The sequence below is a fragment of the Wolbachia endosymbiont of Muscidifurax uniraptor genome, from assembly GCF_054149795.1.
In genome coordinates, this window is sequence record NZ_CP083727.1 from 455,807 (window position 1) to 471,143 (window position 15,337).

Consider the following 15,337-nt stretch of genomic DNA (forward strand, 5'->3'; position numbering starts at 1 on the left):
TTGTTTGACAGCAGAGACAGTATCTGGGATCTGGTAGACAATGTTCATACAGCAGCTACTCGGATGACACCTTGTGCTTGCTGGCTATAATTGCTAAGGATTTTTATTTAATTTAACTGCATCTTTTGCCTTATCCAATAACCCATTAATAAAACCAATTTCGCTTGGTTTATCAAGTAAATCAGATGCAATGTTAGTATATTCATTAATGACAACTGGAACTGGCGTATCACAATTAGCTAACTCACATATTGCAACACGCAAAATAGATAAGCTTATAAGATTTAACCGTGAAAGGGACCAACTTGGGTGTAAATAAGACTCTATTATTTTATCATATTCTTCACTGCTTTTTATAACCTTATATAACAAGTTTTCTAAGAACTGATGTTCAAATTCTTCACATTCAAATATATCTTTCAACTTATTTATGTAGTCCTTAAGCTCACAATTTTCCAGTTTAAAAGTGCTTTTGTTGTAACCTACGAAAATATTTGAATAAGCAATTTGTACAGCAAGAAATCTTGCCGTGCTTCTTTTTATGCGCCACTTTTTATCTACTGGTTTTTCCTCCATTATTTTAATTTATTGTGTAAATCTATCATACGCAAAACAGTTGAGGCTGCATGGCCACCAACGTTCTTTTTGTTTTTATCAGCTCTAACTAGTGCTTTATCTTTGCTGTCAGCGGTAATTACACCCATACCAAGGGGTATTGCATAATGCATAACAACCTCATTTAAGCCTTCAATTACTCCTTTACAAACATATTGATAATGATCGGTTTCACCGCGAATTACGCACCCAAGAGCTAAATAACCATCATAATTAGTATGCCCACTCTTGACTGCAAAAAGAATTGTAGCTGGTATCTCAAATGTACCAGGAACCTCAACTACATCGTAACTGGCATTACTGCCTTTTAATTTATCAATTGCACCTTCAAGCAAAAGGTTCGCTATTTCAGTATAATAAATCGAATTAACTATTAGTATTCTCGACATTTACTACCACTTTTTTTGTTAAAAACAACTTTATTAATGACTGTTGAATTAGAGTTATAATATTACTAAATATCCAATATATTACCAGGCCGGCAGGAAAAGAAGAAAAAATAAAGACAGAAATGTAAGGTAAAAACTTCATAACATTTACTTGAATATCATCTTTACTGGTTTGATCTTTCTCACTTAGCTTCTGCTGAATTATCATGGTGGCACCGAAAATTATAGGTAAAATGCCTATAGAAATAGGAAAGTTATAATTAAACAACCCAAATAATGTAAAGATGTTCGTTGGGTCAGGAGCTGAAAGATCCTTAATCCATAAAAAAAAAGGAGCATGCCTCATCTCTATAGTAACAAATAATACTTTATATAGAGCAAAAAATACCGGTATTTGTATTAGCATGGGAAAAATGCTCGACATTGGATTTACGTTGTTTCTCTTAAACAATGCAATTGTCTCTTTATGCTGCTTTAAGCTGTCATTTTTATACAACTCTTTTACACGAGTTAGCTCAGGCTGCAAGCTTTTCACCTTGAACATTGAAACATATGATCTATTAGATAAGGGAAGCATCAAAAGTTTGATTACTAAAGTCAGCAATAATACTGCTAAGCCAAAATTCTTTAAAACGAAGTTAAAGTATTCAAGCAGTAAAAACACTGGTTTAGTTATAAAGTAAAGAACACCAAAATCTACAGCTTTATCAAACAAAGGTATATTGAGAGTATCCTTATAAGAATCCAGTAAATTCAACTTTTTTGCTCCAGCAAAAAAATAATTCACATTAGAAGTGCTTGCACCAGGAAGTATACTCTTATAAGACTTAACAAAATCTACTTGAAATTTATCAATATCATTAGCGTTAGTATGTTTAATGCTTACATTTATTTTATCAGATTTTTCAGGTATGATGGCTGTGAGCCAGTATTTATCAGCAAAACCAAACCAATTTTTTTCACTCGTGCTTGCTTTTATTAAATGTTTTTTGGAAATATCCTTATATGTCCACTCCTCTAGTTTATTATCAAATGCACCCAGTACTCCTTCATGGGATATCCAATAAGATTCGTTGATATTGTCACGTTTACGGTTAATTTTACCATAAGGAACCAAAACTACATTATCCTTTGTATTATTTTCAACAACTTGCTCAACTTTAAACATATAATTATCGTCGAGGTTAATTTTCATTCTAAATAAAATGCCATTCTCATTGTCCCAAGATAAATTGACCTCTTTTTGATTAAGTTTATCTGCTCGCCAGAATGCTTTAGAATCTGGAACTTTAATCTTGTTACTCGGATCGAGCCACCCAAATTCTGCAAAATATACATCTTTTGATTCTGCAGGTGACAGTAACACCACTTGTGGAGAAGAAGAACTCGGTTCTAAGTGGTAATTAGTTAAAATTAAGTCATCAAACCTTGCACCTTTCAGAGAAATTGATCCTTTAATCATGTTATTGGTTAAACTAACCCTCTGTTCTCGAGTAGAATTAATAATTTCAGAACGATTTTGGTATATTATAGGAGCAAGGTCGTTGAAAGATTCGATATGTTCAATATTTTCAATCAATGGCTGGTTTTGGTTTGTACTAAAAAAATTATCATAAATAATATGCCAAGACACCATGATTAACATGGAAAGGATAGCTGCCAAAATTAAACTTTTTGCTTCTGACATGAAATTAAATCAAACATATCTTCTTAAAGTGTATACTAAATATTGTACTAAAACAATGAAATTTACTTATTTTTAATAATAACTTTTAACGCTGATCTTTAAAATTTATTTTAATAGCTTCAAATTTTAACAATATGAACGCGGTGAAAAATCTAGTTATTTGGTTGCTAATAATAGCCACTACTGCAATGCTTATTGATTCACAAAGGGACAAACTAAGCGACAGATTTCTCAGTACTTTTTTACCATATAAAGGAAGAATTCAAAATAGCGGTCAGAATAGTGGAAGTATTGAATTTACGAAGTCATATGATGGACACTTTTATATTCAGGCTCAAGTCAATGATCGCAATATAACGTTTTTGCTTGATACTGGAGCAACCGATATTGTTCTATCACAAAAAGACGCATTACATGTTGGTATTAACTTACAAAATGTTCAGGATTTTAAAATATATGAAACTGCGAAAGGTCAAATAAAAGCTGGAGTGGTTCAAATACCTCAAGTTAAAATAGGAAATTTTTTGATTAATGATGTACAGGCAAGCGTTAACACTCATTCTATGTCTCATTCACTACTTGGAATGAGCTTTTTAAGGTATTTTCATTTCACTATAAGAGATAATAAGTTGATATTATACCGCGACTAAACACTTCTACAATCTACTTATCAAAGCTCTGTAGGTTAATATAGGAGCAGAAATAAATATTGCAGAACAAGTGCCAATCAAAATACCAAAAAAAATGATCAAGCTGAAGTCTTTCACTGCATCTGTGCAGATTAATGCCAAAGGAAGAGCAGCAAGAAGGGTTGTACCCGAGGTTAATATAGTGCGAAATAATGTAGCGTTGATACTTGCATCTACTATCTCACTCATCCGCCCACTTTTACCACTCTTGCAATACTCTCGAATCCGATCGTATATAATTACTGAGTTATTGATTGAATAACCAATGACAGTGAGAAGAGCTGCAACTGATGAAATATTAAACTCAATGCCAGTTAGGCTAATAAAACCAACAGTTAAAATCACGTCATGAATCAGTGCTGTTATTCCACTGAATCCACATTGCCAATTAAATCTAAACCAAACGTAAAAAAATATTCCAACAATTGCGATCAACATGGATAACATTCCTTCAAATATTTGTGTTGAGCTTATTTGTGGGCCAACATAGTCTATTTTACGATAGCTTATTGAGCTCCCCAGCTTTTCTTCTAGTATGCTTTTTATCTTTTTGATTTTATCTTCATCTCCTTCATCTTTAAAACGCATGACTAAATTATCACCCGCTTTTGAACTCTGCACTGTAAAACCATTCTCTTTTAATGCATCAAGAATAGAGTGATTCTCATCTGAAGATTTTATCTCTATCAAAATTCCGCCTGCAAAGTCTATGCCTAAGTTCACTCCACGCAGCACAACAGTGAATATTGAAAAGATGATAAGAATAATGCTAATTAATGCAGTCAAATCCCTATATTTACTAAATTTTATATTGAGGTTATCTGGAATGAGTCTAAGTGCCATGCTATTTACTTAAACTTGAATTTTATATACTTTTCAAAAAATTCACTAGTTTATTCTGTGATTGTTTGACTATGTAAATTTTTCTGTCAGTTGATTCTTGTCTGTCAATTAAGTTCTATCTAGTGCAAACTTTGCAATTTTGAAGTACATTACAAGAGCAAAATACCGCCAATTTGGCCCATCATTTTATCTCTGCAAGCTTATCCCCCCCTTGCTATGTTAGCAACGCAACCTAAGCTAGGTTCCTTCATAGCAGTGTTAGGTACACTGCCATATCTTTCAAAACTTTCATGCTCTATAGCTTCCTCAACACTTTTTCCTCCTAAAAGACAGTTTTCCCCTAAACTTTTTCCCCTATTTTTTAACTCATTAAGCCTTGCTCTGTTTTCCCCATCAATCTCCACTTTTATTTTATTGCTGCCTTTCTCACTAGGACTTAGATAAATACTTATCTCTCCTACCTCAGTAGTAAAAGACATTTCAATACCACCTTTTGAGACATCCATGTAATTTCTTTTTCCCCCTATTTCTTCTACATTTTCAACTCTTACTATACTTTCTCCAATTTTGAGTATGCCAACTCTTAAATTTAAGTCTTTGGCTTTTTCATTGTTTAGGATTTCTGCAACTTCAACAATACTATCTTGCGAGTACTCTATACAAAAATATCTATTATCCTTGTCTACTCCTAATACATTTTGAGTCTGCTTGCTTTTGTTTACAATACTTTCATATGCTAAACCTTTTAGCTTGCTTTCAATTTCCTTACATTTCTCAGAAAGACCATCATCAAATCCATTACAAGTAACTATCTGCTCAAACTCATTCCCATCGAAAAAATTATGGCGTTTTACCTTCCCACCTTCTAACAATAAATTACTAACAATGCTTTTGATAATGTCCTCTTCGGACACTTCATTTTTTTTGTTACAGTTTTGATCTTCACTTTCTTTGTTACAGTTTTTATCTTTACTTTGATAGGGAAAGTTATCAAATACAAAAGTGTTACTTCTGTTACTTATATGACTACCACTAGTAAGATCTTTTATTTCTTCAAATACTGTATTTGTTACAGTTTTGTTACAACAACTACATTTTAAATTTAACATTACTTCTTTTTCTAAGTATTTAGCTACTATGCACTTAGTACTTTCTGGAGTATTTTTTATATCTTTTTGTTCATTTTGTTCTGTTATACCTCTCACCTCCCCACAGCATTTATCAATCAGATCCTGTTTACTTTGAGTTAACGACATTTTTAGTTTCATAAAAAGTGAGTCTTTTAGAAAAGGATTATCATCTTCTGAATCCAAATCATCTGTTAACTCCATTGAATCAAAATTACCTGAGCTATAGTACGAACCCTTTTTTGAGTCCGAACTATCTTCTGAGTTCCCATCACTATCTAACCAATTGTCAACTTTCGGAAATTCTGAGCTTTTCTGTTCACCTTCAAAAGTCTGATTACTACCACCAGCGCCCTTTGTCAAATTTTCTTTACTTTCACAAGAACCATCTGAACCATAGCCCTCATTCCCTTTTGGATCTGAATCATCTGGATTACAATCAGAAGTTATTTCTGTATCTTCAGAAATCTGTTGATTATCACTTTCACCTAACAAACCACCATTTGTTGGATTACATACATTTTCTGTATATTTTTGATTATTTTGTGCTTCTATTTTCTCCTTTTCGTACAACAGTTTAAACTGATCCTCATCGTCAGAATTGTGACCTGAATCACAAATTACATGATCATTGCAGGTAGAATTATGCTCTACTGAATCAGTACTTTCAAAAATTTGTGGATTATTACTTCCGTCTGGCAAATTACCTGATAAACCAGTCTGATGATTATTTTCACCTACCCAACCATCAGTTGTTGTTGGAATATATATTCCTGTATATCTTTGGCTATCAAGAGAATCATTAGTTAATTGTACTGCTGTATAAGTTGTCCGGTCATCCTCATCATCGGAACTAATACCTGAATCATGGCCATCACCTTCTTTAATCTTTTGAGTTTCTATATCGTGTTCATTTATTTCGCTCGACGAATCATAGTTGGAAGGGTTATACTGTTGATTAGGACGTTTAAGAATTTGACGCCAATCGCTGTAAGGCTCCTTAAAATCGAAAGCAGTGCGTATAACTTTTTCCTTGCCTGATACCCCACCATTCATATTGTATAACCATTACTCACTAATCCCTTAGTGAATATCGTAATATATAGGTCTGTCAATAAAAAAATATAACTTTCTTTGGTTCTAACCTTTGCAAATCAGTATCTATAGCCCGGTAATTTCTCATATATTGCACTCTGGACCTAGGAGCGTTGTTAATAAATCCACGACAGCTAGACAACCTTCGCCCGTTTACTAAAAGGAAAAGCAGCAAAGAGCGAACCAAAAGCGATGAGAAAGGATCCAAGCCAGATTATAGACATTCCAGGTTTATAGTGCACTTTAGCTGCAATTTTGCTCTTACTCTTATCAATCTCTCCAATTACAACATAAATATCAGAAAGCAAATTGTGGTAGATACTGCTTTCAACATTTTTTTGACCTTCCGCAAGGTAAAATCTATATTCAGGGGTCATCTCACCTAATATCTTATTATTCAGCAAATTCCTGATATACATTGTACCTCTCACTGCATGGAAATTTTTTTCTTTTATTAGCTCAATATTTCGTAAAGTAACTTTAAATTTATTGACTGTTATGCTATCCCCTATTTTTAAGTAATTTTCTTTTTTCTCCTGCCAACCAACCGAATATGCTATACCAAGCACTAGAATTGCCACTCCAGCATGAGCTGCCATCATTGCATAGTAGGATTTAGAAACTTTTCTTGCTAATAAAATTGATTCACCAAATGCTACCTTAAATAAACAAATTCTTTTACTGTATGCTTCTAAAACAAAGATTAATAATGCTATGGAGATAGTAATTGATAGCACAATTATTAGCTCCATGTGAAAAATAAACGGCAAAATAGCTGCAGCACTACAAAATGAAAATCTATATTCACGGAATATTGGCAATAGACTATTTCCCTGCCAACTGCAGTATTGCCCAATTATCGTGAGGGCTAGAATAGCCAGTGCAATAGGATTAAATAAAGAATTGTAATATGGTGCTCCAACTGAAATTAATTCACCGGTTAAATATTCGAGCACTGTAGGGTATAAAGTGCCAACGAACACAATGAAAAAGGCAGTGATGAATAATAAATTGTTCATCAGCATCATCGTAAGGCGTGAAAAGAATCTTCTACCCTCTGTCACTTGAGTAGCAGGTTTCTTTTCAGATTCCAGTGTCAAGCATTGGAATGACATCGCAGACGTGTGATTTTTTCTCGTAAATACTACAAATATTACTAAGCTACTGACTGTAATTACACCAAGTAGAGCTAATATATACAGTCCATACCTTGGATCATCTGCAAACGTGTGCACTGAGGTGAGTATTCCTGAGCGGACTAGAAATGTTCCAGTCACACTCAATATAAAAGTTGTAAGCGTAAGTAAAATAGCAAAGTTCTTTAAAACATTGAAATTCCGTACCACGAGCAACAAATGTGTCAGCGCTACTGCAATTAGCCACGGCATCAAAGAAACGTTTTCCACTGGATCCCAAAACCAAAATCCACCCCACCCAAGTTCGCGATATGCCCACCAGCTACCCAAGCTGATGCCCAAAGTGAGCAGCGACCAAGAAATAAGTACCCAAGGCCTGACAATTTTAGCCCAAACATTTCCTTCAACTTTTGCAATTAATCCAGCTATAGAGAGCGAAAAAGGAACGCTAAACCCAAGGTACCCCAAATATAATATCGGTGGATGAATAGCAAGGCCTATATCTTGCAATATCGGATTAAAACCAAGACCATCTTTTTCAACGCTTGGCATTTTAGTGAAGGGGCTGGATTCAAGTAAAGTGAACAGTAAAAAACAAAAGCAAATCAAGCCTTGGGTGATCAAGGATACTTTCTTCAATTTACTGTCGTTATCAGTAAAAATATCCATCAGAAATAGGTAAAAGGTAAGCACTAATGCCCAAAGCAACATGGACCCTTCTTTATTTCCCCAAACACCACAAATCTTGTAGATCAAAGGTTTTGTTGTGTGTGAGTGGTAGTATACGTTTTCAAGTGAAAAATCATTTGTAATGTGGCAGTAGATCAAAATAGCCATTGACGCTGATACACAAAAAAATATGGCAGTGGTAATAAACCGACAAGAACTAAGCGGTAAAAACAAATATGTCAAAGACAATAAGCAGGCTAGCAATAGCAATATATTCCCAAGTTCAGGCATAAAAAATTATAGTTTTTATATAAACAATATTACTGATGACAAGTAAGAAGTTAAAGTGTTAATTGATGCTAGCATAATGCTCCCGTAGTTAGCTGTGCTAGTATTAATTAAAAATTAAATATTAAATCTTTATACTTTTATAGATAGCGTTAATATTGAGGTAACATTGTGGGTACAACTAAGATTAGTAAATTTCCATTCAATATAAAAGGTAAAGTGGCAAAACAACATGCCGAACCAATAATCGAAAAAAATCTCTATACTATTTTAGGATTCAAAGATATAGAAGATTTTGAAAATAAGACAAGTAAACTTGTTAATAAAAAAGTTTGGCAATCATTTGTTGACTGCTTTGCAAAAGAAATAGATTATGCAGCAACCGAAGAAGTTGTAAAAAACATCGTTTGTAACATTGCAAAGAGTGATCAAGGTAATGCTTTTACCAAAACTGAACATCTCATATTAAATGAAAAGCAAGATAATAAAAAGAGAGAAAAAGCGATTAGAAAAGCTATTAGTATTTTGAGAAAAATCAATCCAGAAAAAGCCTTTAATGAACTTTCAGTAATAAAAAAACAAGCTGAAGATTTTTTACAAACCGATTTTTGTAAAGCACAGAGTAAATCACTTCAAGGATTTGCTCCCTCTGGTGGACAGCTCTTTGCGGAAACTCTGAAATATATAGAAACACTAGAAAGATTATCCGAAGTAAAAAAAGAAGGGCTAGTTAGAGATTTCTTGTTAAATCATGTTAGTTTATTGAATAAAAAGTATCCTAAATCACAAGGTAAAAGGGAAGATGCTATAACAATACTATCAAGTGATGAGTTGAAGAATTTTTACAATAAAGGTGTAAAAGAAGGAATGTTACAACCAATGGCATCTTACAAAGGATGCAGAAACCTGTATGACAAAATGAACCAGATAAAAAATGAATCCAAAAGTATAATTAAAAGAGAAGAACGGGAAGAAAATTTAAAGAAAATAGATAAGTCGATAATCAGCGCAATTAATGACATAAAAAAACATAGAGAAGCAATCCTTAACTGTAAAGACTTTCAAAATTCTTACATAAAAGAGAAAAAAGAACATCCATTTAGAGGCAACGCATGTCAAAAAATGATTGATATATATCAAGAGAGAATTGTTGGATATCAGGAGAAAATTCGTCAAAACTTAAACCAAATAAAAGCGATATTAAAAAGTGCGCCGCAAGAAATGGATGATGTGGAAGAATTCGAGGAAATAATTGATGATATACATGAAGCAAAGCAGTGTGATGAAATTTTTGATTCAGCTTTAATTTGTTTATCGAACATACAGAATGAGCTAGATATTCAGCTGGAAAATCCTTCAACAGAACTCAGAGCTTCACACATTAACGTTAAAACTGAGCTAACTAGGTTATAAGAACCAAATCTTTAGGATAATGAAAGCACTTTAATTCAAGACAGCTCTTAGTCTGTGTTTTAATTTGGTTGTGTTTTATTAAAAAAACTTTAGATTTATTTTATAATCGATACTCAAATATAATGACTCAAACTTGGGATTTGTTGCAAACAGGGCAAAAGGAAGGCTATAAAACTGCGTATACTAATGCTCGTATTATCGACCCGGAAACTAAACTTGATATAAAAGGTTCATTATTGACTGAAGGGGATAAAATTGTTGACTTTGGTGAATCATTATTTTCAACAAGTGGAGTTGATGAAACAATAGACTGTAAAGGGCTTGTTCTAATGCCAGGCCTTATTGACATTCACGTACATTTTCGTGAACCAGGCCAGGAACATAAAGAAACTATATATACAGGCAGCAAATCTGCAGCTGCGGGGGGAGTTACAACTGTAGTTTGTCAGCCAAACACTGTTCCAGCAATTGATAGCGTTATTTTGGCTAAATATTTGAAATATAGAGCACTTGAAACTTCACATGTAAACGTTGAATTTTACGCTAAAATCACCACTTCGGAAGAAAAGTTGACTGAAATGGCACTTTTAAAGGAAGCAGGTGCGGTTGGGTTCACTGATGATGGCATGCCAGTTATGAACCCAATGATTATGAGACAGGCACTGCTTTATTCAAGTATGCTGAATGTCCCTATTGCTCAACATGCAGAAGATTTAAATTTATCTGCTGGTGGCGCAATCAACGAAGGTAAAATTTCTGAAGAATTGGGAGTAAAGGGGATCTTGAGTGCGTCAGAATCGGTTATGGTAAATCGTGATATACTGCTAATGAAGGATATGGAAAATGTGCACTACCATATTCTACATGTCTCTTCAAAAGATTCACTTGATGCTATTAAACGTGCAAAAGATTTGGGATTAAATGTTACGTGCGAAGTAACCCCTCATCACTTCACTTTGACTGAAGATATAGTAAAACAACATGGGGCAATTGCAAAAATGAATCCGCCGCTTCGCACTGAAGAAGATCGTTTAGCTATGGTTGAAGGTTTAAAGACAGGTGTGATTGATTGCATTGCAACTGATCACGCTCCGCATGATCGTAGTTCTAAAGATCTACCACTTGAAAATGCTGCATTTGGTATTGTTGGTCTTGAAACAATGCTGCCCCTTTCACTTGAACTCTATCACAGTGGGCAAATGAGTCTACTTGATGTGCTTGCAAAATTGACATATAAGCCTGCAGATATAACACACATACCACGTGGTCGTATACAAAAAAACCTTGCTGCAGACTTAATTTTAGTTGACCTCAATCATGAATGGGAAATTAAAACTGACAACTTTGCTAGTAAATCAAAGAATTCTCCTTTCGATGGTCGCAAAGTAAAAGGACACGTAGTACGTACTGTTGTGTCCGGCAAAACTATATACTCGCAGAAGAGTTAGTTATCATATCTTATCTATTCCAATTTGTTATCACCAGAATGGGCTAAGTGCACCTAAATTTAAATTAAGAAATCTTACACTGTCTCCGAATAAACACATCCTCTTATCTTTCCCTAATCTGTAAAGTTATTTTGTCTATCAATCTGATTCCAAAACAGCAAAATTATTGTATAATGTTACTTTGAAGTTTTATTTTCAATGCACAAGTTTGCAATACTTTTTTCTATACTGCTTGCAATAGTTGCTTACTACCTAAACAATGAAATCATATTTGAAATAGCAAAGCTATTTAGTGATATCTTTATCAGCTTGCTCAAATTAATAAGCTTACCTCTGGTTTTTTTATCCATAGTTTCCACAATTTCCGGGCTCAAAGACTCAATTGAAATCAAAGTCTTAGTTAAGAAAACACTATTTTATACTCTGCTTACAACTATTATAGCTGCGTTTGTTGCATTATCGTTTTATTTGTTAATAGATCCAGCAAGAAAAAATTTCATAAGTAATACAATGGGGAGTATTAACAGCAATAACCACAGTTATTTTTCATATTTAAAATCACTCATTCCTTCTAATTTTGTGCAAGTTTTTCTTGAAAATAATATGATCGGTAGCATATTAATCGCTTTTTTGATGGGTGGAGCTATTGTTTCACTTTCAAAAGAAAAGCAGGATATATTATATCAAGTATTCTCTGCACTTTTTGATACGCTACTTAAAATTGCTCAAGGGTTATTAAAATTTATTCCGCTTGCTGTTTGGTCTTTTATTACTTGTTTTTTGCATGAATTAAAAGGCGGTAGTGAGTTCTACAATCTTTTATGGTATTTTGTTTGCATAATGTCTGCAAATTTTGTGCAGGCATTTCTGATTTTACCGCTATTTATGTGGTATAAAGGCATATCACCAATTCAAACGCTGAAAGGGGTTATGCCAGCACTCACACTTGCGTTTTTTTCTAAATCATCCAGTGCAACATTGCCAACAACTATAGAATGTGTGCAGAACAAGCTAAAGGTGCCAAAGAAATTATCGTCTTTTATTTTACCAATATGCACAACAATTAACATGAATGCATGTGCTGCATTTATACTAATCACTGTAATGTTTGTTGCAGAAATGAACGGATACGTATTTTCCTTAAGCGAAATGTTGATATGGATTTTTTTAGCTACAGGGGCTGCAATTGGTAACGCTGGAGTGCCGATGGGGTGCTATTTTATGGCAACCAGTTATCTCATGTCGATGAATGTTCCTCTGCATATTATGGGACTGATTTTGCCTATTTATACAATCATCGATATGTTTGAAACTGCAATAAATGTGTGGTCTGATGTTTGTATCACTCAGATAATTAATAAAGAATGTAATAGTGAAACTTAAAAAATGATATTAGACGAAAATAACCTAATAATAAAAGAATTTAAAGAAGCAGAAGCAATTTTGCATGGGCATTTTGTTTTATCATCCGGGCTGCATAGTGACACATACATACAGTGTGCGAAGATTTTTGAAAATCCAAGCAGAGCCATGAAAGTTTGCGCATTATTAGCAGATAAAATAAAAAAAGAATTAAATAGCTCCATAGATTTAATATTATCTCCTGCAATTGGTGGAATAATTGTGGGTTATGAGATTGGCAGGCAGCTTGGAATAAAGACAATGTTTTGCGAGCGCGTTAATGGTAAGTTTGAATTACGCCGTGGATTTAAGATCAAAAAGGGTGAGAAAATATTGCTCATTGAAGATGTAATAACCACAGGTAAATCTTCACTTGAAGCAGTGGAATGTGCAGAAGGGGAAGGAGGTAAAGTTGTTGCTGAAGCTTCTTTGATAAAGAGAAATAGTGAAACGAAACTGCCTTTTCCTGTCATATCTTTGATTGAACTGAACATCAAAAACTACAGCGAGGAAGAACTTCCAAGTGAATTAAAACAACTACCCATAACAAAACCTGGGAGTAGGGAATATTTAACAAAGTAATCCTATAATATCTTGGAAACACAGCATTTATACACAGCTTTAGTTATTTACTCCAAGTGTATTTTATGTATACTTATTACTAAATTAATTTTGAAATGATAGAAAATGAACGAATTTAAATCGATCCGAAATATAGCAATAATCGCACACGTTGACCACGGTAAAACTACTTTACTTGATAACATGTTAAAACAAAGTGGCACATTCCGCGAGAATCAAGAAGTTCAAGAACGAGTGATGGATAGTGGCGACCAAGAACGTGAGCGCGGGATTACAATACTTGCAAAATGCACATCAATAATGTGGGGTGATGAAAAAATCAATATTATTGATACGCCAGGGCACGCAGACTTTGGTGGAGAAGTAGAAAGGGTATTGTGCATGGCAGACGGCGTGTTGCTGCTGGTTGATGCTGCAGAAGGTCCCATGCCACAAACAAAATTTGTGCTCTCAAAAGCACTAAAAGCAAATTTGAAGCCAATTGTGATAATCAATAAGGTCGATCGACCAGACAGCAGAATTGATGAAGTATTAAATGAAATATATGAGTTATTTTTTAACCTTGATGCAACCAACGAGCAGCTAGATTTTCCAGTGTTGTATGCTTCAGGTAGAAATGGCTGGTGTGCTAAGGAGCTTTCTGATGAAAGAAAAGATTTAAGCCCATTATTTTCAACGGTTATAGATTATATAAAACCTTCTGTTTATAATCAAAATGCACCTTTTGCTATGTTGGTCACTCTACTTGAGTCTGATAAGTTTCTTGGCAGAATATTAACAGGAAAGGTTTATCAGGGCATTGCAAAAGTCAATTCAGATCTTAAGGTGCTTGACCTCGATGGCAAAGTAATTGAACGAGGAAGATTAACTAAGTTGCTCTCATTTTCTGGCTTGAAACGCATTCCAGTAGAACAAGCTGTGGCAGGAGACATAATTGCAATTGCAGGGCTTGAGGAAGCTTCAGTTTCAGACACTATAGCAGCACCAGAGGTTACAACTGCAGTAAGCTCAACTCCAGTTGATCCGCCAACAATGGCGATTACTCTGAGTGTTAATGATTCACCTTTTGCTGGGCAAGAAGGTACAAAGCTTACCTCAACTGCTATAAAGGATCGCTTATACGCGGAGGCAGAAACAAATGTTGCAATTACTGTGACTTTAGCACCAAGCGGTGAAGCGTTTGAAGTAGGTGGACGTGGTGAGCTACAGCTTGGGGTGTTAATTGAAAATATGAGGAGAGAAGGTTTTGAGCTTTCGGTATCACGCCCTCGAGTGCTATTTAAGGAAGAAGATGGCAAAAAACTTGAACCTATAGAGGAAGTAGTAATTGATGTAGATGATGAATATAGTGGAATCATCATGGAAAAACTCAGCTTCCGTAAAGGTGAAGTAACTGACATGAGACCTTCTGGTAATGGCAGGACAAGATTAACGTTTTTAGTGCCATCAAGAGGATTAATCGGTTATCAAGGAGAGTTTTTAACTGATTCTCGTGGCACAGGCATAATTAACCGTTTATTTCACAGTTATGCTCCACATAGAGGTCCAATTTCTGGAAGGCGCAATGGAGTTTTAATTTCTACAGATAAGGGTGAGGCTGTGGCATATGCAATTTTCAATTTGCAAGACAGGGGAATTATGTTTATTAAGCCACAGGATAAGGTATATTGTGGCATGGTTGTCGGCCAGCATAGCCGTGACAATGATTTGGAGATAAATGTGTTAAAGGGTAAGCAATTAACAAACGTAAGAGCTTCAGGTAGTGATGAAGCTATAAAGCTCACTCCACCAAAGATAATGACACTGGAGGATATGATAGCGTATATAGATGATGATGAATTGGTGGAGGTAACTCCAAAATCTATACGTTTACGCAAGAAATTCCTTGATCCAAATGAACGTAAGCGTGCAGGAAGGGCAAAGAATAAGGAGTAATCAGAGGTTGAACATTTGCG

General features: G+C 34.5%; 12 protein-coding genes. 6 read left to right on the plus strand and 6 right to left on the minus strand.

Annotation, left to right across the window (positions count from 1 at the left end; genetic code table 11):
- Positions 1 to 93: 93 nt before the first annotated feature.
- The 3 genes from nusB to yidC are packed head-to-tail and all read right to left on the minus strand — an operon-like array spanning position 94 to position 2,691.
- A complete protein-coding gene (gene nusB, locus LA754_RS02400; RefSeq protein ID WP_007549265.1) occupies positions 94 to 576 on the minus strand; it encodes a transcription antitermination factor NusB in 483 nt (160 codons plus the stop codon).
- Complete coding sequence (locus tag LA754_RS02405) at positions 576 to 1,004, minus strand: 6,7-dimethyl-8-ribityllumazine synthase (RefSeq protein ID WP_006279647.1); 429 nt, start codon at positions 1,002 to 1,004, stop codon at positions 576 to 578. The genes nusB and LA754_RS02405 overlap by 1 nt, the downstream gene beginning before the upstream one ends.
- A complete protein-coding gene (gene yidC, locus LA754_RS02410; RefSeq protein WP_457923682.1) occupies positions 982 to 2,691 on the minus strand; it encodes a membrane protein insertase YidC in 1,710 nt (569 codons plus the stop codon). The genes LA754_RS02405 and yidC overlap by 23 nt, the downstream gene beginning before the upstream one ends.
- A gap of 134 nt (positions 2,692 to 2,825) precedes the next feature.
- Between yidC and LA754_RS02415 the strand changes: the two genes are divergently transcribed.
- Complete coding sequence (locus LA754_RS02415; RefSeq protein WP_006279648.1) at positions 2,826 to 3,341, plus strand: TIGR02281 family clan AA aspartic protease; 516 nt, start codon at positions 2,826 to 2,828, stop codon at positions 3,339 to 3,341.
- A 6-nt stretch (positions 3,342 to 3,347) separates the two neighbouring features.
- On the opposite strand, the gene secF is transcribed toward LA754_RS02415, so the two are convergent.
- The 3 genes from secF to LA754_RS02430 form a co-directional block, all read right to left on the minus strand.
- A complete protein-coding gene (gene secF, locus LA754_RS02420; RefSeq protein ID WP_006279649.1) occupies positions 3,348 to 4,223 on the minus strand; it encodes a protein translocase subunit SecF in 876 nt (291 codons plus the stop codon).
- Positions 4,224 to 4,423: 200 nt separating this feature from the next.
- Positions 4,424 to 6,406 (minus strand): hypothetical protein, encoded by a 1,983-nt coding sequence (locus tag LA754_RS02425; protein ID WP_006279650.1) that lies wholly within the window; start codon positions 6,404 to 6,406, stop codon positions 4,424 to 4,426.
- Positions 6,407 to 6,579: 173 nt separating this feature from the next.
- Positions 6,580 to 8,541 (minus strand): heme lyase CcmF/NrfE family subunit, encoded by a 1,962-nt coding sequence (locus LA754_RS02430; RefSeq protein ID WP_006279652.1) that lies wholly within the window; start codon positions 8,539 to 8,541, stop codon positions 6,580 to 6,582.
- Positions 8,542 to 8,709: 168 nt separating this feature from the next.
- Between LA754_RS02430 and LA754_RS02435 the strand changes: the two genes are divergently transcribed.
- From LA754_RS02435 to typA, 5 genes are all read left to right on the plus strand, one after another.
- A complete protein-coding gene (locus tag LA754_RS02435; RefSeq protein WP_006279654.1) occupies positions 8,710 to 9,951 on the plus strand; it encodes a hypothetical protein in 1,242 nt (413 codons plus the stop codon).
- A gap of 122 nt (positions 9,952 to 10,073) precedes the next feature.
- Positions 10,074 to 11,399 carry a dihydroorotase gene (locus LA754_RS02440; RefSeq protein WP_006279655.1) on the plus strand — a complete coding sequence of 442 codons (1,326 nt, stop codon included), beginning with the start codon at positions 10,074 to 10,076 and terminating at the stop codon, positions 11,397 to 11,399.
- A gap of 198 nt (positions 11,400 to 11,597) precedes the next feature.
- On the plus strand, positions 11,598 to 12,782 hold the full coding sequence (locus LA754_RS02445) for a dicarboxylate/amino acid:cation symporter (protein ID WP_006279656.1): 1,185 nt from the start codon (positions 11,598 to 11,600) through the stop codon (positions 12,780 to 12,782).
- 3 nt (positions 12,783 to 12,785) lie between these two features.
- Entirely contained in the window at positions 12,786 to 13,382 is a 597-nt protein-coding gene (gene pyrE, locus LA754_RS02450) for an orotate phosphoribosyltransferase (protein WP_006279657.1), read from the plus strand.
- Positions 13,383 to 13,487: 105 nt separating this feature from the next.
- Positions 13,488 to 15,317, plus strand: coding sequence for a translational GTPase TypA (typA, locus tag LA754_RS02455; protein WP_065094924.1), 1,830 nt, complete (start codon positions 13,488 to 13,490; stop codon positions 15,315 to 15,317).
- The last annotated feature ends 20 nt before the right edge of the window (positions 15,318 to 15,337 follow it).